Genomic DNA, 18,235 nt, shown 5'->3' with positions numbered 1-18,235 from the left:
TCAAACCACTAAAAAAGCTGCCTCAGGGCAGCTTTTTTATCCGCTTCTGCAAATGCCTGTTTTGCCTCAGACCTCTTCGACGAGACTTTGCCTAACGCTGTCCAATGGGATGGTTTGGTGCCATGCCTTATATTCCGAGCGAACTTATCTGGGTTAATGCAGGCGAATGGCCTTGATTAACACTGGCGTTTTGGGCTCGTGGAAGGCGATTTTCTTGTCTTCATCATAATATTTTTCAATCACCTCCAAATTGGCGATGGCATCGAGTACCGCTTCGCCCGCAACCAGCTGACCAAACACGGTATAGCGGCCATTCAGGTGTGGCCTTGGCTCATGGCAGATGTAGAACTCAGTTGAGCCTGAGTTGGGGTCTTCGTCCCGGGCAAGCCCCAGCGTGCCTTTAATATGGGGATGCTGGTTGAACTCGGCTTCTACCATGGGCTCGTTGTTTTCATCCAGGCTGCCTGCCTGAATGACATGTCCCTTAACGACCCGGTAGAAAGACCGGCCTTCGTACCAGCCGCTTTGCGCCAGGCGTGTAAAGTTGGCAACAGTCTTGGGTGCTTCATTGGGGAAAAACTCAAACGTCATGTCACCCAGGGTAGTTTCTATGGTGACGAAGTTCTCTGCCTTGGCAATTGTGCCAATCATGGCGAGGCAGAGTGCTACCAATGGCAATAAAAATCTGGAAAAACGGCGATTGTAAGCTTGGGGCATGGCACAGTCCGGTGAAGTGGCAGTGCAACCTAAACTACAGTCATTGGCTTAAAATTCAAGTGACTACTGACTATAGACCAAGCAGCATCATCAATAGAACCAGCCGGTACGCACGCCCACACCAACGATGACAAATGCCACTGACAGCAGGGTAACCAGCAGAATATGGGCTGCCATGGTATAGAGCAGGCGTGTTTTGACGGGCGAACCGGCATTGGATGAAGTGGCGGCCCCAAGCTGTGGCAGCACCCTGAATCTGGCGCTCAGGGCCGTGAGGAGTGTCAGCAGCAACAGCATCAACTTGGCCTTGATGATGACCGAAAATGGCTGAGCCTCAGCAAACCAGAGAGCAGGGTTGGGCAAATAGTGGCGCGCCAGCATCATCCCCGTGGTCACTTGCACCGCAAGAGCTGTCATGGCCAGTTTTTCAAAGCGCGATTCAAAATCCAGCAACGGCTGAGGGTCTTTGTGTTTCAGGGCGGCGGGCAGGATGCTTAAGGTTAAAACCAAATGGCCACCTGTCCAGAGAATGGCCCCCAGCAGATGCAGCAGTAGAATCGTGGCGTACAAGGTCAAGGCTCCCAAAGACGCCCTGTCGATGTGAAGGGCGATTTTGGCAAGCTTAAGGGAGGTGAATCAACGCGCCTTGATCCAGGTTAATTCCTGGAAAAAGTAAGCGAACCGGGGCCAACGCCTGTTCGCCGGTGTATCGGTAGGCGTGTTATCCGTTAACCTCAGGCAGCTGGATAGTGCCTTTGAGGTAGTCCACGGCCTGACCGGAGATCCTGACCCTGTCGCCGACGAGTTCACACACCAGACTGCCGGGACGGGACGACAGCTGCCGGGCTGTCAGCCGGGTTTTATTGAGGCGTTTGGCCCAGTATGGCGTCAGTTCACAGTGGGCCGAGCCCGTGACCGGGTCTTCATCCACCTTGAGCCTCGGGAAAAAGCAGCGACTGACAAAGTCCACCTCATCCCCGGGCGCCGTGACCAGCACGCCTCTCAGGGGCAGGCTGTGCCAGGGCGTAAAGTCAGGCGTTAAGGCTTTTACGCTCGCTTCATCCTTGAGCACTGCGACATAATCAAATCCGGCGAGTACCGCTTCAGCGCCCGTGCCGAGGCCCGCTATCAGGGCGGCAGGCACCTCTGTGGGGTTTGGCACAGTGGCCGGAAAATCGAGGGTGTACATGCCGTTACTGCGTGTCACCGTGAGTACGCCACTGAGCGTCTGGAAGGCAATGTCATTACCTTCATGCCCCAGATGGTTGAATAGCACATGGGCTGCAGCCAGGGTGGCGTGGCCGCACAGCTCCACTTCCTCTGCGGGCGTGAACCATCGCAGGTGATAGCCGCCGTTTACCGGCACGACAAAAGCGGTTTCCGACAGGTTGTTTTCATTGGCAATCCTGGCAAGCAGCGTATCGTCCGGCCAATGGGGCAGAGGACAAACGGCGGCCGGATTGCCTTCGAACACCTGACTTGCAAAGGCATCGACCTGATACAGGGGTATTTCCATGGGACTTCCTTGAGGCAAAACCAGAAAAGAATTCAATGATTTTTATGCAAGGTATTGTTATTTCAGCTTGTTTGCCCCGAGTCAACCTCAAGTCCCTGCCTAATGGCATGGAAGCGCGGAAAGTCAGCCTTAAGGATTATCCGGTTCAGTCCCGGGAAAGCAGTCGGTACTCAATCACGTAGAGTGAGTCCAGGTCGGGGTAGATGTCGCGGATAATACGTTTCAAATCCTCAAGTGACAGATGCTCCTGGCGGGCGTGCTCCTGGTTCAGGGCATCGAATTGAATGGGCGTGACGGCGCATATCTCAATATCGCAAAACCAGCGGTCTGTTTCATAGGTATGGACGGCAACCCGGGTGCCCGGCACATAGTGTGACTCGGCCTCGTCACGGATGGTGATGGTCTTGTCGCCGGAGAGGATGATGGGTTCGAACCATTCGTAAAAGGTAATTTTAGTTGGATGCACGTTAGGCTCCGAGGCTCTGATAAAGGGCGCTTTGTCCCGGGATGACGCCATTTTAACGCTGTAACGCCCGAGAGCGGTGCTTTTTCTGCGCGCTTTCGAAAGGGGCTCAAATAAATTCGCCTGAAATGGTAAAACTCCCCTTGCGTCTCACGTTACGTGAGGCACAAGACTCGCTGTTGTGTCGATGCAGACACGTGTTTACGAAAGGTTTTTAAGGAGAGAGAGTGGCTCAGTACAGTGTCAGTGAGCTGGCAAAATTGGCCGGGGTGAGTGTGCGAACCCTGCATCACTATGATGATACAGGGCTATTGTGCCCCAGTGGTCGCAGCGCCAGTGGCTACCGGATTTACGGCGACAGGGAGCTTATCCGGCTTCAGCAAATCCTGATGTATCGGGAGCTGGGGCTCAAACTCGCCGATATCAAAGCGCTGATGCACAGCACTGGGAATAGCCCTCAGCAGGGCACAGATCAACAGATGCTCGCTTGCCTTAAAGACCAATATCAACAGCTTGGCGGCCGCATCGCCCACTTTGAAAAACTGCGGGGCATGCTGGCATTGGCCATCGACAGGCTCGAGAACGGGCCACAGGAGTCTTGGATGACAGACAAACATGCTGCAACGGCGCTTTTCAGCGACTTCAGTGACAAGGCGCGCAGCGAAGAAGCCCTGCGCAAAGAAGCAGTAGCAAAGTGGGGTGAGGAAGCGGTTGCCAAAGGCGGCAGCGGCAGGGATGGACTGACGCCATCGCAAAAGGCGGTGCTGGACGCGGAAGGTGAGGCCATTGCCATGGCGCTTGCCGGCTTATTGGGGGAGTCGCCTGAATCTGTGAAGGTGCAGACGCTTATGCAGCGTCAGCATCGCTGGCTCAGTGCCAATGGCGAGTGCCCCAGGGCCAGGCTTCCCATGCTCGCGGCCATGTACCTTGCCGATGATAGGTTCAGGCAGTTTTACGACCGCTTCGGTGAAGGCACAGCAGCGCTGATGCACGATGGTCTGCTGGCCTACGCGGCAAACGATTGAGCTTGTACTGTTCCAGTAAAAACCGGCGTAATGCCGGTTTTTATTTGCTAATCATTACCTTCATACTCACGGCAGATAAGCCGGGTATCCGCCTCAGACAGAGCATCACCGGTCAGACCGCATTGGAAATGCCCTTGGGCAGGGCTTTGGTTGTAGCGGCACTGGCGGCACACGCCAAAGGCGCGGCCACCATTGGCCTGTTGCAGCTGCTTTAACAGCTCAGTGAGGGCGCCTTGCATCCGGGTGTCGACTACATGCTCTGCGTGCAAGGCGCAAAGCAGGGGAGACTGGGTCAGCTCGCTGAGCAGTGCCAATCCGGCGCCTGAGGGTTTGAGGTGCACCACCCGCTTGTCTTTGGCATCGGCCCGGCGCTCAATCAGCCCCTTTTTCTCCAACACCTTCAGGGTTTGCGATACGGTTCCCTTGGTCTGGCCCAGGTACTCACACAGGGCCATCAGGGTGTCCGAGTAGCGGTTGCATTCTCCCAGATAGCACAGGGCATCGAACTGCACCGGAAGCAGCCCCAACTCGACTAATTTGTTTCGCCTTTCGCCGCGCAGCAGCGCCGCAATGCGTTCCAGCAACTGCTGGATCTGGATGGTTTCTGAGATCATGAAATAATTGTATCGCCTCGAAACTATGTTGACAAGGCTGGATCATTTTGGTTTTAATTGTTTCGACTCAAAACAATTAAGGAGATCCACCATGAAACCATCACAACTCGCCATTGCAACCCTGTCAGGTTTGCTGTTCAGCGCAGCCGCCATTGGCCACGGCGCCCATCAGGGCGGCATTCAGGCCAAAACCGATAAGGCGATAGAATCCGCCTTTGACATAGTGCATGCCAAAATCACCACCAAGGGCAATGTGGCTACCTTCCACATGGGGGTTGCCGGCGAAGCCGGTAGCCTTATTCCCAAGGCCGGTGGCAAGCTCGCGGGCGCTTCGGCCTTTGCCTACGTATGGCCGACCAGTATCGACAGTGGTGAAGTGGGCTTTGACGCCAGGGCTGGCATTCTGGCGCTGGCGGTGGCGAGCCACCCGGACTTTGACGATACGCCGCTGTTTGATGAAAACGGCGATAACAATACCGACAACGATGGCGATCTTTGGCACAGCCACTGGGTGGTATTGGTAGCCGATGACGCATGCGGCCCCGGCAAGCTCAAAGTGAAGGATATACCCGAAGGAGCGCGCCCCAAGCTGCCCAAGACCTGGCCCGGCTTACCCCTGTATATCGACAGCCCCGGCTTTGACCCGCTGCTGAGCGGCGACAGAGTCGAGGTAAAGGTGCCGTTCGACAATATCGATGTTGTGACGTCCGCCAGCTTTGATGGGGTGACGTCGGGGCTTAGAGTCAGCGCCAATCTGCATGCGCCGCTGTTTTGCGTGGTGGATGTGTTCGATGTGGCCTCTGGCGACCTGAGTCTGCCGGGTAAGGTAAATCACTGAGGAGCCGTTTATGTCGCACATCGAATTTCCACTCGCTCCAGAGCTTGCAGCCAGTGGCTGGCTGAATACGCCAAAACCCTTAAGCCTTGAGGATTTTCGTGGCAAGCCGCTGCTGATTTACGTCTTTCAGATGCTGTGCCCCGCCTGCATCAGCCATGGTCTGCCGCAACTTGCCCGGGTGGCAAATACCTTCGGAGATGACATTGCCATTATTGGGCTGCACTCGGTATTTGAGCACCATGGGGTGATGGGGCCGGAGGCGCTGCAGGCCTTCGTCCATGAGTATCGGCTCAGGTTTCCCATTGCCATCGACCGTCCGGCCGGGCGCATTCCCGAGACTATGGCCCGCTGGGGATTTCAGGGCACGCCGACCCTGGTGCTGCTGGACGCGGACGGGCGGGTGCGGATGCAACATCTCGGGCCGCTGGAAGATATGAAACTCGGTAAAGCGATAGGCGCCTTGCTGATGCAAGACGCCCTGCTTACGCGTGAGGTCAATAAGCGTGAGGCTTCAGACTCCGGTTTGTCAGCCGATTCAGGTCCTGAGTTATGTGACGACAGGCAGTGCCAGTTATAACAAGCCGCCTGGGTGACGCTTCCCGCAAACAAAAAAACCGGCCATTGGCCGGTTTTTTATTGTCTCAGGCAAGATTACGCCTGATTGCGATCGCTACCTTTGGCATTGCTGTGGGCGCGCTGTTGACCCTGAGCGCGCTGCTGACCCTGTCCCTGGGGGCGATTGCCGCTGCGGGGCTTATTGCCGGCGGCTCTGTCTGAGCTTGGGCGGTCAGTGCGGGGCTTATTGCCGGCGGCTCTGTCTGAGCTTGGGCGGTCGGTGCGCGGCTTGTCGTTTCGAGCCTTGTCACTGCGGGCATCGCTGCGGCCGTTGTCGTTACGAGCGTTGTCGCCCCGTGCTCTGTCGCTGCGTGGTTTGTCAGCGCGAGCCTGGTCGTTACTGCTTCTTTCACGACGTGGTTGTTGACTGCGGGATTGCTCGCTGCGCGGCTGTTCGCTGCGGGTTGGGGCTTTGTCCTGCTGATTTCGCTCTTCCTGTGCTCGGCTGCCCTGGCGCTGTTTTGGCTGGGCATTGCGGCTTTGGCCCTGAGGTTTACGGCCCTGGCTCTTATTGCCGGGCTTGGCGCCTTGCTTATTACCAGGCTTGGACTTGCCCTGATTTTCGCTCGGGGGCAGGCCATGAACCGGCTCAAAACCCTCAAATTCTTTGCGGGGCAGCGTTTGCTTAATCAGACGCTCAATGTCTCTGAGCTGTTTGGCTTCTTCATTGGACACCAGTGATGCGGCTTCGCCGCTGGCACCGGCGCGGCCGGTACGGCCAATACGGTGCACGTAGTCTTCCGGCACGTGGGGCAGTTCGAAGTTGACCACGTTGGGCAACTCACTGATATCGATGCCGCGGGCGGCAATGTCGGTGGCAATCAGCATGCGAATGGCGCCGCGCTTGAAGTCGGCCAGCGCCTGGGTACGGGCGTTCTGACTCTTGTTGCCGTGGATAGCGGCAGCCTTGATGCCTTCAGCATCCATCTGGCGGACCAGGCGGTTGGCGCCGTGTTTGGTACGGCAAAACACCAGCACCTGCTGCCAGCGGTAAAAACGGGTCAGCTCGGCAAGCAGGGCCGGCTTTTGGTTTTTGTCCACCGGGACTATCCATTGTTTTACCGATTCGGCGGCACTGTTTCTTGGGGTAACAGATACCTCGGCGGCATTGTGCAACAGTCCATGGGCGAGGGTGCGGATTTCCGGCGAGAAGGTGGCCGAAAACAGCAGATTCTGTCGCTTTGCAGGCAGCAGTTTCAGGATACGTTTGATGTCGTGGATAAAGCCCATGTCCAGCATACGGTCGGCTTCGTCCAGCACCAGAATTTCCAGACCATGGAAGCTGACGGCGTTTTGCTGGTGCAAATCCAGCAGGCGGCCCGGTGTAGCCACCAGGATGTCGATGCCACGGCGCAGGGTGGTGATCTGCGGGCCAATGCCCACCCCACCAAACACCACAGTGCTCTTCAGCGGCAGGTACTTGCTGTAGGCGGTGATGTTGTCGGCGATTTGCGCCGCGAGCTCCCGGGTGGGGGTCAGGATAAGGGCACGCACCTGCTTGGGGCCGGCCTTTTGAGTTTGGGATAACAATTCGAGCAAGGGCAGGGTAAAGCCTGCGGTTTTGCCGGTACCAGTCTGAGCGGCGGCGAGCAAATCCCGTCCTTCAAGCACCACAGGAATGGCCTGGGCCTGAATGGGAGACGGGGTTTTATAGCCCTTGTGATCGAGGGCTTTGAGGATGGGCGCCGACAGGCCCAGTGAGGCAAAACTCATGCAGTCTTCTCTTGCTTGCAGGAAAGGTGTTCGGGCGGGCTTGGTGGTCCCACCCGTAACAGGGGGCGCAAGCTTACCAAAGCACCGGGCATGCCGCCATGTAAATGGCCGCAAACCTGCGTTTATTTGTTGGTTTTACGCGTTCATTCCCGTTTAAGGCGTTTCTGGAACACTGTGGCAACACGGGGCAGCGCAGTTATTCATGCCTTGTTTATGGATAGTTGATTTAAAGGAAAAGGCAATGACACAAAAAATTCTCACACTGGCATTGGGTGCCCTGTTGATGTCTGGCTGCGGCTGGTTTGGGGGAGATGAAAAGGCGGCAATGGAGCAAGCGTGGCTCGCGCGCAATGCCGAGCTTCAGCAAGCGATTGAGCAAATTCGCGCCGAGGGGCTGGACGCTGTGGTGATGAGCGCCGAGGCGGGTTCGGTGGCGGCCTGTGTAGCCAATAAGCTTGCCGACGATCCTCTGGGTGAGCTGGTCAAGGTAGAAGGGGCGCTGGTGGAGTCGGCCAGGGTGGCGGAGCTGCTGGCCAATGTGCAGTCGATGATGGAGCAGGAATTTGACCTGCAAAATGCGGCGGCCCTATTGCAGCAGGGCGCCGATGTGGCGGCCTATGCCAAGACCCTGATTGAACAGGAGGGGCTGGAAGGCGCCTCGCAAACATTGGCGCGTATGGCGAGCGAGGCTCAGGCCTTTGCCGGTCAGGATCTGGGGCAACACTTTAAGACCCTGATTGGCAGCTGCGAAACAGCGGCCGGGACCTGACCTAATCAGCCAAACCGGTGTAAGACGCGCTACTGCGACCTACATCAATTCACGTTGGCGGGAATTCTGTCCGCCAACGCTCTGGAATTTAAGCTGGCCTTATTTGCTGCTTCAGCCCGTTTCAACGCTGCTTTTTTGATGGCCATGGGGCAACGTCCGCATGCGGCAGGTTCAAGCTGCTGAATACTTTCATAAAGACGGCCCAGGTCCGGAATATTAATCAGCCCCCTCGACTCTTCAATCATGCCTTCGCTGTTCATCTTTTTGATCAGCCTGGAGAAGGTTTCCGGCTGAATCGACAACCGTGACGCCAGGGTTCGTTTGGGCACATCCAGAGTCAGCATGCCGCTGTTATCACCGGAAGGCTTGCTGTGCCTGAGCAAAAACATCAGCAGGCGGTTCTCGGCATTTTGCAGCGACAGGTTTTCAATCTCCTGAATATCCTTGTGCAGGCGCATGCTCATGGCAGCCATTACGGCAATGCAGGCATCCGGGCTCTGCTTGAGAATGGCAAGGTAGGCCTCGGCATCAAAACTCACCAGCTCGCAGGCCTGTACCGCCTGGGCCGACACTGGATAAAAGGGTTCCTGATTGAAAATCAGCGCTTCGGCGAAGGAATGATTTGGCCGCACTACCTCCAGCACCTTGAGCTGCCCCTGGGCGCTGGTGATATAGAGTTGCAGGTTACCTTTGAGCACCAGATAGAAACGTTTGGCCGGGTCCTGGCGATGAAACAGGTGTTCCTGGGGCGACAAACTGATGCGACCGGCTCCCGCCAGCAACTGTTCCAATTGCCTCGGTTCGAGGGGCGAGAAAAGATGGTGCTGGTGAATAATCTGACTGGTGTGGATGTCGGTGATCATGCTGCCCCCCGGCTCGGTTACTGAAGGGCAGACTAAGTCACATTTCTATTCAAATCATTGATCTGGATCGCCTTTGATGGATAAGGCTGAGATCAGTGATGATGCTCATGGCCCGAGGCCATCATTTCTCCCTGCCCTGCTATTACAGGCGCTTCTACCCGTGCGGTTTCACCGTTATCAAAGTGCAGTGTCAGTGCGACTTGTTCCCCGGCCGCCGGGGGAGCCTGCATGTCCAGCAGCATGCCGTGATACCCCATGGGGGCAAGTTTGACCATGGCGTGGGCGGCCACCGCAATGCGCTCAACGCGCTGCATTTTCATCATCTCCCCCTGCTGAATACTCTGGTGCAGCTCAATCCGCCCCAGGGGCGTTTCTATGGCGGTGAGGGCAATATCTTTTTCGCTGTCATTGTGCAGCGACAGATACACAGGCACGGCTCTGGCATTGGGGGGCATGGCCCTGATCCAGGCGTCGTGGACCATGAGTTCCCCGGCGAACACCCCCGTGGCATTCACCAGGGCCAATAGAAGGGCAGGTTTGAGGAGCTGTTTGAGGTTGAATGTCATCTTGTTTTCCTTTCATGTAGCTGATTTGGCGTCACTGTCTGATTAACTTTTGGCTTGAGGATTAAGCAGGGATGATATATCCGCCTGCATCTCGTCCAGGGGCGTGCCAGTGTAGAAGAAGCCCCGCACCCGGCCTTCGGGGTCGAGAACAAAAATCTTGGCGGTGTGGGAATAGAGATAGCCTTTGCCGGCACTGCCCTGGCGTTCGAGGCTGAGCTTTTTGTACTCGGTCGTCACCTTATCGTCGGCGAGCTTGCTGTAATCGGCATGGTACATGGCGGCCACTTCATCGATTTTGGCCCGCTCGTCCACCAAACCGATAAAGCTGGGGTCGAAGTAGCTCAGGTATTTATTGAGGTGTTTTGGGGTGTCGTAATCGCTGTCGATGCTGACAAAAAGCACCTGAATACGGGTACGTTCTTCTGCCGGCATTTTTTGCATCAACTGACTGATATGGGCCATGGTGGTGGGGCAAATATCGGCGCAGTTGGTGTAGCCAAAAAACATCATCACCACCTTGCCGCGAAAGTCGCTGAGGTTGACCTGAGTCCCTTTGCTGCTTTGCATGCTGAAGTCGCCGCCAATGCCTTTGAGTACCGGCATCTGTGCCTGGACACCGGCGCAGGCCAGCAGCAAAGCCAGCATGGATAAAGATTTGCCGAGGAAGGTCGCTGCTTGTGGGCGCTTGGTTATCATAAGGCTCTCCTGGGTTCAGCACCGGATTTCGGCGCCAAGGTCGGTTACTGGCGGGAGAAAACGCTCCCGATACGCAGAAATCACTGCCTGTCCATTGGTCACAACCAGCGTCATATCGACCTGAATTTGGGACAGTTCTTCTTCGCCGCGGGCGTTTTGTGCCCGCCACTGGTATTCAAAACTCACCCTGTATTCCCCGGGCTCAGCGCTGGATTGCAGTATCAGATTTTTGATTTCCCGCCTGCTGGACTGATGTTGCAGGCTCGCAAGGTAACCGAGGTAATCCGCTGCGTTGTCTATGCCCTTTTCCGGGGCCATAAAGCTGGCGCCTCGGCTAAAAGGAGGCAGTCCCATCGGGTAAGGCGTGTCCGGTGAGTCCAGCTGAGCCGTCCAGCGATAAATCAGTGCCCGGATAAGGTTGCTATCGGCCGAGGGGCGAAAGCGGGAGTCGAAGTCATCCTGTTCATGGGCTTCGGTAGTGAGCGCTGTCAGTGCCAGGGCCGCATCAAAGTGCATGGTGACTTCGAGGTAGTGTCCCCGGGTCATGTCGCCGGGTGATGGAGGCAAAAACTCCAGGGACACTGAAGCCCGTAACGGCGAGCCACTGTTCGCTTGTGGCTCGGCGGTTGGTATTGGTGTGTCAGTAAGCAGCGGGGTAATGGCCAGTATGTGGTGGGCGCCGCCGCCCTGTGTGCCTTGATACTCAGGGAGAGTGAAAGGCAGCTTGTGTCCCTTGCCGGACTCAAACAGGGTGCCTGAGTCCAGCGCGCCATACCACTGATACACAGCCGCTTCCAGACGGTAGTCTTTAAGTGGATCACCGGCATGAAGCGGCAGGCTCAGTGCCCACAAAAAGGCACAAAGCCATGCCAGCCGAATTTGCCATGGCACCCTAATCCGGCGTGCCCGGAACCCTTTGGCGAGGCGGGAACTGCCCATATCAGACTCCTTAACCGGGCCTTGCGGCCCGGCGTGGCAGGGTGCAGCCGACTGAGGTTCACATGTTGGCGTTTACACCCAGGTATTCACAACTTGCTCTGTCAGCGCTCAGGCTCAGACGATGGCGCTGGGCTTTCTCACCTGTACCATCAGGTTGTCATCCCACTCACCGTCCACCTTGATGTGGGCGGCAGCCCCTTTCATGATGGCCTCAATCAGGTTGTGGTTGACGTAGGCGTGCAGCCCCGGCTGACGGAAGGTGTAGAGCGCCGCAGCGGCGCTGCCCCCTGCCACCATCCAGGTTTCCAGATCCCGTTGTGGCCTGTCGGCGAAGGAGCCCGCTGCCCACACATAGTCACCATGGCCGCCGATGATATGGGGGCGGGTGTCACGGTTGGCCTGGGAGTGGATAAAGAGCACAGACTCTCCCACTTTGGCTGGCATGGCGTGCTTGCCTGTGAGGGCGCCAACGCCGCCGTTGAACACTATGTGGGAAGGCAGCAGTGTCTTCATGGTGGTGAGCACTTCTTCCATGCTTTCCATCAGTTGGTTGTAACGCTTGTAGTTGCCCTGTGCGTCTTTGGGCACATAGAAGTCGGCTTCGCCAATGTAGTAGGCGCGGTCGTAGTGGAGCGGATTGCCATCACCGTCGCTCAGGCCTTCCCGTGGCAGCACCATGATGGCGCCGTGCATCCCCATGGCCACGTGCCAGGGGATCATGATGCCGCCCGGGGCACAGTGATACACAAAGGTACCTGCCTTGGTGGCTTTGAAGCGGAATGTAACCTCCTGCCCGGGGGCTACCAGGGTCAGCTCGCCGCCGCCCAGCGCACCGGTGGCAGAGTGCAGGTCGATATTGTGGGACAGCACATTGGTCTTGGGATTAACCAGAGTCAGCTCAACGTAGTCATGCTGGTGGCACACGATGAGTGGCCCGGGGACGCTGCCGTTGAAGGCACATACCCAGGCAAACACGCCATTTTCCAGCTCGATTTGCTTCTCTTCCACTTCGAGGCGTACTTCAATGACCTTGGGTTTGCCACTGGCAACCTGATCATGTTTGGGCACCATTGGCGGGGGCACCAGTTCCTGCTTTACCCGCTCAAGTTGATCGGCGGTGTAGTTGGCCATGCGATCGCTTTTGGTCTTGTTGCCCGCAGTGGTGGCATTGGCCTGGCTGGTCATCAGTCCGGAAGCGAGCCCCAGACCCACCAGACCTGCGCCCACAGATCCGCCCAGAAATTGTCTGCGGTTGGTGTCCACGCCATGTTCGATAGATTGCTGTTCGTTTTTCATGCCAAACTCCATGGTTGTGATATCGCGTGATTGTTTTTATGGCCTCCCAGAGAGGAGGCGCCTTGTGTTGATAATCCTTTTCTGGTGTCTAAATTATCGCCATGGGCGAAAAAGCAATTGATGAAAGTCAACTGGCGAAAAAAACTTTCCGTTAACGTCAAATGAACAGATAACTCACTGAGGAAGGGCGAGAAAATACTTCTCATTAAAGGCTGTTAATTTAGATGGAGAGCCTGCGGCCGCTCTGCTATCTTTGCAGTGTTTTCAACCTTTTCCGGCCAGCCACAAGGAGCATGATGCCGCGTTCGCCGAGCAGCCAGTATCTGGCGATAGAAAGCCTGAGTCGTTATGCCCGGGAAGAGCGTGAATCCGCACTCGGGATTATCCGCAATGTGCTGCAGATGTCAGACATAGCACCGGGACGATTCAATGCCGCTATGCAGGCCGTGGCCATGCATGGACGAATCGCCTTGCACTTTCATCCGGACAGGTTCGACTCCCGTGGTCTGATGGTGGCCGAAGGTCTGTTGCAGGACGGTCGCTACCGTTGTCAGTTTGAAACCCATATCTCGTCCGGTCTGTTATCACCTGAGATTGGTGGTGCCCGCGATCACTGGGAGCGGCAATTTTTCCGTGAGCTGACCGCTGACATAGCTGCCCGCCCCAAATACGGAGCCCTGGATTTACTGCTTGCCCCCAATGGCCCGGCGCCGCGTTTTGGCAGCTGCTATTTTCTGACCAAGCCGGAGGTGCTGGCTCGGGCAACCTTTTGTTTTAATGATTCTTACCGCAATCCCCGGGACAAGGGCACCGCCGATGCCTTTGAGATGGTAATGGCGGCCTTGCTGACTGAAAGTTTCGAGCGCCGTTATGCCCTGGGAGAGCATGGCCTGGCGCCGGCCAAACTGGTGGAAAGGTTGGTCTCGACCCTGGGTGAAGACATCGCCCTCAGGTTTGAGCGTGGTTTGTCGGGCAATCTGGATCACTATATCGAGGCGCAGATCCACGGGCCGCTATCGCTGGCTGAAGACATGGAAGCTCTGGTGGCCGACCCCAGTTTCAGAGGCACAGAGATTGAACCTGTGCTGCGCGCGATTGCAGAGCGTTATCAGATAGCCCTTTACTGGCATTCGGGCCTCTGTCTGGATGTGGAACATGTGGTGCGGGATTTTCGCGGTGCAGGCATGCCGTCACTGGCGCAGCGGCTTGCCATCGATGGCAATGTCACCGCCTATGCCATCGGTGTTGCGGCCCGTGAAGTCAGCCGATTCCCAACCCGCTGGCGCGCCCGGGGTCATAAAGCCGAGGTAATGAGCGAGCTTAAATGGCTCTGGCACCTGCTGGTGCGTTACGGCGCAGCGCGGGAAGAGCGCGAGCCATCGTTTATGCATGATGCCTTGGCGCCGCTGCAGGAAAACCTTCACGCCGAGCCCGGGCCTGGCAATGAGGCTACCTGTGACAAAGGGGCATTCACAGCAGATGGCTCTGAGGCATCGGTAACCCCAGAGGGGGCTCACTCCGGGGATGCGGCTGCTACAGACAAAGTCAAAGACAATTCAGTGAGCTGAATGCCTGTCCCTGGTGGAAAATCATTTCCCTGCCAGTGCTCAAAAGCCACCGCCAACCTGCCACATAAGGGGTTGGCTTAACCCAGACTTAAGCGTTTTTTGATCCAGCGCAAATTCTGTGAATCCCTTAACAAATCCATCGACTTGGGTTTCCTCCTCGTGCAAACACTGAGATACTGCCTCCCTGCCGTAATTCCCGGCCCCGGTCAAGGGGCGTTGGCGCAGGATATACATGGACAAATCCCTCGAAAAACAACTCGCCCTCTGGCTTAAATCCCGCAAGGCTGCCTGTGGTCCTTTTCTACTGCTGAGCGTTGCCCTGGGTCTGCTTGCCGGATTGTTACTCATAGGTCAGGCCTGGTTGCTGGCCGGTATGCTGAGCGCCGTGGTGATGCAGGGCGAAACCATTTCAGCCATCGGGGCTGAGATAACTTCGCTGCTGGGGCTTATTATTGCCCGGGCGATGGTGGCCTGGGCCCGTGAGCGGGTCAGCTTTGAAGCGGGGCGCCGCCTTAGAACCGAGCTTAGAGGCGAAGTGCTAAACCGTCTTTCGGCACTGGGACCTGCTTTTATCAAGGGTAAACCTCTTGGCAGCTGGGGCGCCGTGGTGCTTGAGCAAATCGAAGACCTGCACGACTTTTACGCCCGTTATCTGCCGCAGCTGTCGCTGGCGGCCATGATCCCTTTGGTTATTCTCGCCTGTGTGTTCCCGCTTAACTGGGCCGCCGGGCTGATTTTGCTGGGGACAGCACCACTCATTCCCCTCTTTATGATCCTGGTTGGTATGGGCGCCGCTGATGCCAACCGTAAGCATTTTGCGGCCCTCTCAAGGTTGTCAGGGCACTTTATGGACAGGCTCAGGGGCATAGCTACCCTGCGGCTCTTCGACCGGGCCGAAGCGGAAGGGCGGGCCATCGAAAAGGCCTCCGATGAATTTCGAAGCCGCACCATGGCAGTGCTGCGCATGGCATTTTTAAGCTCGGCGGTACTGGAGTTTTTTGCCGCCGTCAGCCTTGCTTTGGTGGCGGTTTATTTCGGTTTCAGCTATCTGGGGCACCTGGATTTTGGCCATTACGGCCAAAGTATCAGCCTCTTTACCGGCCTTTTTGTGCTGATGTTGGCGCCTGAGTTTTATCAGCCCCTCAGAGACATGGGCACCCACTACCACGCCAAGGCGCAGGCGGTGGCCGCCGCCGAGGCACTGTCTGAGCTGCTGGCTATCGATATCGATAAACAGCAAGGCAAGGAGCCCCTTCCCGGCAGCCTCGATATCGAAGCTCGGGATGTATGCATCTACAGCCATCAGGGGGCACTGCTGGCAGGGCCGCTGTCATTCAGTCTCAAACGAGGGGAGCGCCTCGCCATCGTCGGTCCATCCGGGGCGGGTAAAAGCAGTCTCTTGCATGCACTGCTCGGCTTTTTGCCCTTCAAGGGGGAGCTGACGGTGGGCGGCATACCTTTCACCGAGCTGGATATGGCCCAGTGGCGGGGCGCCGTGGCCTGGCTTGGGCAGGAACCACATCTCTTCCACGGCAGCCTTCGCGACAATATTGCCATGGGCAGAGAGCTTGGCGATGAGCAAATCCATGGGCTGCTCGCCAAGGCGCAGATAGCGGATTTTGTGGCCGGGTCGGCCGATGGCCTGTCTTATGCCATCGCCGAAGGTGGAGGCGGCGTATCAGTGGGGCAAGCCCAGCGACTGGCGCTGGCACGAGCCCTGGCAGGTCAGCCCAACATCTTCCTGCTGGATGAGCCCGGCGCCAGCCTGGATGTGGACAGTGAACGCAAGGTGATGGAGAGCATCATGCGGGAGAGTGAGGGGCTGAGCCTGGTGATGGTCAGCCATCGCCTGGAAGCGCTGACCCAGCTCGACCGTGTACTGGTGATGGATGGCGGCACCATTGTGGAGTCGGGAACCGCGACTGAGCTTGCCAACGCCAACGGCCTTTTTGCCGAGCTCTTGTCTGAGTCGGGGCTTGCGAGCAGCCTGGACACCCCGGCTTTTGACGGGGAGGTAAGGCCATGAACTTGATTAAACTTTTTTTACCTCTGCTTAGCCGCCAATGGCTGATGATGCTTACCGGTTTGTTACTGGCCTTTATCACCCTGGTGGCCGGAATCGGCCTGTTGTCGCTGTCTGGCTGGTTTTTGTCTGCTACTGCGGTTGCGGGGCTGAGCCTTGCCACGGCGCAGGCCTTTAACTTTTTTACGCCGGCAGGCGGGGTGCGGTTTTTGTCCATTGCCCGCACCGCGAGCCGTTATGGTGAGCGCCTTGCCACCCACGAGGCCACCTTCAGACTGCTGACCGAGCTCAGGGTCAAGGTGTGGCGGGCACTGATGCCGCTGGCGGACAAGGATTTGGCGGGGCTTAGGCAGTCTGAACTCCTCAACCGTTTGGTCGCTGACATCGATACCCTGGATCACCTGTATCTGCGCCTGCTGGTGCCCATGGGTGCCTTCGTTGCTGTGCTGCTGGCGCTGTTTGCCTTTATCGGATGGTTTGACACGCGCCTCGCCATACTGCTTTGTGGCGGTTTGTTGTTGGCGCTTTGCTGTATTCCCCTCAGTTTTTATCTGCTTGGACGCAGCAGCGCCGTGGCGGTTGTGAACCAAAAGCGCCGCTACCGGGTGCAGTCCCTGGAGTTTTTGGGCGGGCTGGCAGAACTGTGGTTGTTTGGTGCGCTGGATAAGTATCGTCAGGACCTGGACCATACCGAACAGCAATGGCAGCGTTCGCAGCGCACCATGGCCAGCCTGCAGGGGCTATCGCAGGCGGTGCTGGTGCTGGTACATGGCGTGCTCATCCTGCTGATGTTGGTCATGGCATCCAGCGGCGTTGGCGACAGGGTGCCTCCCGGGCCATTGGCGGCCATGGTGCTGTTTGCCAGCCTGGCTGTGATGGAAATGCTGATGCCGCTTGCTGGGGCATTCAGTCAGCTGGCGGGGTGTCTTGCCGCGGGCGACAGAGTCAATGACATTATCGACAAGCAAAGCGATATCATGTTTGGCGAGAAAGCGCAGCTGCCTGCCGGGGATATCTATTTCGAAGATATCGAGTTTGGTTACCAATCCCGGCATCCGGTGCTGTCACAGTTTTCGCTGCATATTCGACAGGGGAGCAGGGTGGCTGTGCTCGGCAAAACAGGGGTGGGGAAATCCAGTCTCTTTACCCTGTTGACCCGGGGCTACAACCCTGACTCGGGGCGTATTCGGGTGGGAGAGACAGACATTCAGGAGGTCACGGAAAAAGCCCTGCGCTCCGCCATCACTGTGGTGAGCCAGCGGGTGCATCTCTTTGCCGGTACCCTCAAAGACAACCTGGCAATGGCCTGTGAAACACCGCCCACCGATGTCGCACTGGTACAGGTGCTGGAGCGGGTGGGGTTGGGTTATTTGACCCAAAGCGACGATGGATTAAAGCTGTGGATTGGCGAAGGTGGACGCTTGCTCTCAGGTGGTGAGACCCGTCGTATCGGCATTGCCCGCGCGCTCTTGAAAGACAGCCCCATTTTACTGCTGGACGAACCCACCGAAGGGCTTGATAGGCGCACTGAACGGCAAATGCTGGCGCTGCTGTTTGAGCATGCCAAAGACAAAACTCTGGTGATGATTAGCCACAGACTGACTGCCATGACGGAGATGGATGCTATCCATATTCTGGAAAATGGCCGGGTGCGTGCCAGTGGCAGCCACGAGGTCCTGGTGGCGCAGCATCCCGAGTACCGGGCACTGTCACTCTGTCGTGAGTAAACCAGCAAACTAAAAAACAGGGCCATTTGGCCCTGTTTTATCTTTGAACCTGGCGTTTAGTACCAGGCGCTGCCGGACTGGCCTGGTTAACCCAGGCGTTTGGAAAACTCCAAATAGCGCATGACTTCTTCTTCCCTGAACATAAGCTCTTCGCCTTCACCCACGTTGGTCAGCAGGTGTTCCCTGGCATAGCGTTTGATGGTGACGGCAGATTTATCGAGCAGCTTGGCAACTTCGTCCAGTGTCAGCAGTTTATCGCTCATTGGGCTGTTCCTCTGATGGCGGTC

The 18,235-nt window shown here is 57.0% G+C and carries 19 protein-coding genes; 7 read left to right on the top strand and 12 right to left on the bottom strand.

The features are described from left to right. Nucleotides 1-153: 153 nt before the first annotated feature. From K0H79_RS14115 to yqfB, 4 genes are all read right to left on the bottom strand, one after another. On the bottom strand, nucleotides 154-717 hold the full coding sequence (locus tag K0H79_RS14115) for a peptidylprolyl isomerase (RefSeq protein ID WP_220076230.1): 564 nt from the start codon (nucleotides 715-717) through the stop codon (nucleotides 154-156). Nucleotides 718-807: 90 nt separating this feature from the next. Then, nucleotides 808-1,287, bottom strand: a complete 480-nt coding sequence (locus K0H79_RS14110) for a CopD family protein (RefSeq protein WP_258405395.1) — start codon at nucleotides 1,285-1,287, stop codon at nucleotides 808-810. A 151-nt stretch (nucleotides 1,288-1,438) separates the two neighbouring features. Next, entirely contained in the window at nucleotides 1,439-2,233 is a 795-nt protein-coding gene (locus K0H79_RS14105; protein WP_220076228.1) for a PhzF family phenazine biosynthesis protein, read from the bottom strand. 145 nt (nucleotides 2,234-2,378) lie between these two features. Further along, nucleotides 2,379-2,750, bottom strand: coding sequence for a N(4)-acetylcytidine aminohydrolase (yqfB, locus tag K0H79_RS14100; RefSeq protein ID WP_408733352.1), 372 nt, complete (start codon nucleotides 2,748-2,750; stop codon nucleotides 2,379-2,381). A 173-nt stretch (nucleotides 2,751-2,923) separates the two neighbouring features. Here yqfB and K0H79_RS14095 point away from each other — a divergent pair, with 173 nt between their 5' ends. Beyond that, a complete protein-coding gene (locus tag K0H79_RS14095) occupies nucleotides 2,924-3,721 on the top strand; it encodes a MerR family transcriptional regulator (protein WP_220076226.1) in 798 nt (265 codons plus the stop codon). Nucleotides 3,722-3,768: 47 nt separating this feature from the next. On the opposite strand, the gene K0H79_RS14090 is transcribed toward K0H79_RS14095, so the two are convergent. Beyond that, nucleotides 3,769-4,335 carry a MarR family winged helix-turn-helix transcriptional regulator gene (locus K0H79_RS14090; protein WP_220076225.1) on the bottom strand — a complete coding sequence of 189 codons (567 nt, stop codon included), beginning with the start codon at nucleotides 4,333-4,335 and terminating at the stop codon, nucleotides 3,769-3,771. A gap of 91 nt (nucleotides 4,336-4,426) precedes the next feature. Here K0H79_RS14090 and K0H79_RS14085 point away from each other — a divergent pair, with 91 nt between their 5' ends. Together K0H79_RS14085 and K0H79_RS14080 are read left to right on the top strand one after the other, a co-directional pair. Then, nucleotides 4,427-5,173: a hypothetical protein gene (locus tag K0H79_RS14085; RefSeq protein WP_220076224.1), complete on the top strand. Its 747-nt coding sequence runs from the start codon at nucleotides 4,427-4,429 to the stop codon at nucleotides 5,171-5,173. A 10-nt stretch (nucleotides 5,174-5,183) separates the two neighbouring features. Continuing rightward, entirely contained in the window at nucleotides 5,184-5,750 is a 567-nt protein-coding gene (locus tag K0H79_RS14080; RefSeq protein WP_220076223.1) for a peroxiredoxin, read from the top strand. Nucleotides 5,751-5,824: 74 nt separating this feature from the next. Here the strand turns inward: K0H79_RS14080 and K0H79_RS14075 are convergent, their stop codons facing one another. Next, entirely contained in the window at nucleotides 5,825-7,501 is a 1,677-nt protein-coding gene (locus tag K0H79_RS14075; RefSeq protein WP_220076222.1) for a DEAD/DEAH box helicase, read from the bottom strand. 241 nt (nucleotides 7,502-7,742) lie between these two features. On the opposite strand from K0H79_RS14075, the gene K0H79_RS14070 reads away from it, so the two are divergent. Further along, entirely contained in the window at nucleotides 7,743-8,270 is a 528-nt protein-coding gene (locus tag K0H79_RS14070; protein ID WP_220076221.1) for a hypothetical protein, read from the top strand. Between the two features lie 44 nt (nucleotides 8,271-8,314). Here the strand turns inward: K0H79_RS14070 and K0H79_RS14065 are convergent, their stop codons facing one another. From K0H79_RS14065 to nirK, 5 genes are all read right to left on the bottom strand, one after another. Beyond that, complete coding sequence (locus K0H79_RS14065) at nucleotides 8,315-9,133, bottom strand: Crp/Fnr family transcriptional regulator (RefSeq protein ID WP_220065355.1); 819 nt, start codon at nucleotides 9,131-9,133, stop codon at nucleotides 8,315-8,317. 92 nt (nucleotides 9,134-9,225) lie between these two features. Beyond that, nucleotides 9,226-9,699, bottom strand: coding sequence for a copper chaperone PCu(A)C (locus tag K0H79_RS14060; RefSeq protein WP_220076220.1), 474 nt, complete (start codon nucleotides 9,697-9,699; stop codon nucleotides 9,226-9,228). A 42-nt stretch (nucleotides 9,700-9,741) separates the two neighbouring features. Beyond that, complete coding sequence (locus tag K0H79_RS14055; protein ID WP_220076219.1) at nucleotides 9,742-10,395, bottom strand: SCO family protein; 654 nt, start codon at nucleotides 10,393-10,395, stop codon at nucleotides 9,742-9,744. 15 nt (nucleotides 10,396-10,410) lie between these two features. Further along, a complete protein-coding gene (locus tag K0H79_RS14050) occupies nucleotides 10,411-11,334 on the bottom strand; it encodes a hypothetical protein (RefSeq protein WP_220076218.1) in 924 nt (307 codons plus the stop codon). Between the two features lie 114 nt (nucleotides 11,335-11,448). Beyond that, nucleotides 11,449-12,630 carry a copper-containing nitrite reductase gene (nirK, locus tag K0H79_RS14045; protein ID WP_220065351.1) on the bottom strand — a complete coding sequence of 394 codons (1,182 nt, stop codon included), beginning with the start codon at nucleotides 12,628-12,630 and terminating at the stop codon, nucleotides 11,449-11,451. Nucleotides 12,631-12,926: 296 nt separating this feature from the next. Here nirK and K0H79_RS14040 point away from each other — a divergent pair, with 296 nt between their 5' ends. From K0H79_RS14040 to cydC, 3 genes are all read left to right on the top strand, one after another. Further along, the gene (locus K0H79_RS14040; RefSeq protein ID WP_220076217.1) at nucleotides 12,927-14,198 is read left to right on the top strand and encodes a DUF3626 domain-containing protein; all 1,272 of its coding nucleotides are present in this window, start codon (nucleotides 12,927-12,929) and stop codon (nucleotides 14,196-14,198) included. Nucleotides 14,199-14,430: 232 nt separating this feature from the next. Next, nucleotides 14,431-16,224 carry a heme ABC transporter permease/ATP-binding protein CydD gene (gene cydD / locus K0H79_RS14035; RefSeq protein ID WP_220076216.1) on the top strand — a complete coding sequence of 598 codons (1,794 nt, stop codon included), beginning with the start codon at nucleotides 14,431-14,433 and terminating at the stop codon, nucleotides 16,222-16,224. Further along, nucleotides 16,221-17,948, top strand: coding sequence for a heme ABC transporter ATP-binding protein/permease CydC (gene cydC / locus K0H79_RS14030; protein ID WP_220076215.1), 1,728 nt, complete (start codon nucleotides 16,221-16,223; stop codon nucleotides 17,946-17,948). Before cydD ends, cydC begins: the two co-directional genes overlap by 4 nt. 86 nt (nucleotides 17,949-18,034) lie before the next feature. Here the strand turns inward: cydC and K0H79_RS14025 are convergent, their stop codons facing one another. Further along, nucleotides 18,035-18,211: a helix-turn-helix domain-containing protein gene (locus K0H79_RS14025; protein WP_011760785.1), complete on the bottom strand. Its 177-nt coding sequence runs from the start codon at nucleotides 18,209-18,211 to the stop codon at nucleotides 18,035-18,037. Nucleotides 18,212-18,235: the final 24 nt, after the last annotated feature.

The sequence above is a fragment of the Shewanella sp. FJAT-52076 genome (assembly GCF_019457455.1).
Classification (GTDB): Bacteria; Pseudomonadota; Gammaproteobacteria; order Enterobacterales; family Shewanellaceae; genus Shewanella; species Shewanella zhangzhouensis.
The sequence above is the reverse complement of the archived record's forward strand: the minus strand, read 5'-3'. Positions and strand labels throughout refer to the sequence as shown.

Excerpts from the sequence above, each read along its gene's own strand:
- yqfB (WP_408733352.1), bottom strand. The coding sequence starts at position 2,750 with ATGGCGTCATCCCGGGACAAAGCGCCCTTTATCAGAGCCTCGGAGCCT.
- K0H79_RS14070 (WP_220076221.1), top strand. The coding sequence starts at position 7,743 with ATGACACAAAAAATTCTCACACTGGCATTGGGTGCCCTGTTGATGTCT.
- K0H79_RS14050 (WP_220076218.1), bottom strand. The coding sequence starts at position 11,334 with ATGGGCAGTTCCCGCCTCGCCAAAGGGTTCCGGGCACGCCGGATTAGG.
- nirK (WP_220065351.1), bottom strand. The coding sequence starts at position 12,630 with ATGAAAAACGAACAGCAATCTATCGAACATGGCGTGGACACCAACCGC.
- K0H79_RS14060 (WP_220076220.1), bottom strand. The coding sequence starts at position 9,699 with ATGACATTCAACCTCAAACAGCTCCTCAAACCTGCCCTTCTATTGGCC.
- K0H79_RS14065 (WP_220065355.1), bottom strand. The coding sequence starts at position 9,133 with ATGATCACCGACATCCACACCAGTCAGATTATTCACCAGCACCATCTT.
- K0H79_RS14090 (WP_220076225.1), bottom strand. The coding sequence starts at position 4,335 with ATGATCTCAGAAACCATCCAGATCCAGCAGTTGCTGGAACGCATTGCG.
- K0H79_RS14085 (WP_220076224.1), top strand. The coding sequence starts at position 4,427 with ATGAAACCATCACAACTCGCCATTGCAACCCTGTCAGGTTTGCTGTTC.
- cydD (WP_220076216.1), top strand. The coding sequence starts at position 14,431 with ATGGACAAATCCCTCGAAAAACAACTCGCCCTCTGGCTTAAATCCCGC.
- K0H79_RS14075 (WP_220076222.1), bottom strand. The coding sequence starts at position 7,501 with ATGAGTTTTGCCTCACTGGGCCTGTCGGCGCCCATCCTCAAAGCCCTC.
- K0H79_RS14080 (WP_220076223.1), top strand. The coding sequence starts at position 5,184 with ATGTCGCACATCGAATTTCCACTCGCTCCAGAGCTTGCAGCCAGTGGC.
- K0H79_RS14055 (WP_220076219.1), bottom strand. The coding sequence starts at position 10,395 with ATGATAACCAAGCGCCCACAAGCAGCGACCTTCCTCGGCAAATCTTTA.
- K0H79_RS14105 (WP_220076228.1), bottom strand. The coding sequence starts at position 2,233 with ATGGAAATACCCCTGTATCAGGTCGATGCCTTTGCAAGTCAGGTGTTC.
- K0H79_RS14025 (WP_011760785.1), bottom strand. The coding sequence starts at position 18,211 with ATGAGCGATAAACTGCTGACACTGGACGAAGTTGCCAAGCTGCTCGAT.
- K0H79_RS14040 (WP_220076217.1), top strand. The coding sequence starts at position 12,927 with ATGCCGCGTTCGCCGAGCAGCCAGTATCTGGCGATAGAAAGCCTGAGT.
- K0H79_RS14115 (WP_220076230.1), bottom strand. The coding sequence starts at position 717 with ATGCCCCAAGCTTACAATCGCCGTTTTTCCAGATTTTTATTGCCATTG.
- cydC (WP_220076215.1), top strand. The coding sequence starts at position 16,221 with ATGAACTTGATTAAACTTTTTTTACCTCTGCTTAGCCGCCAATGGCTG.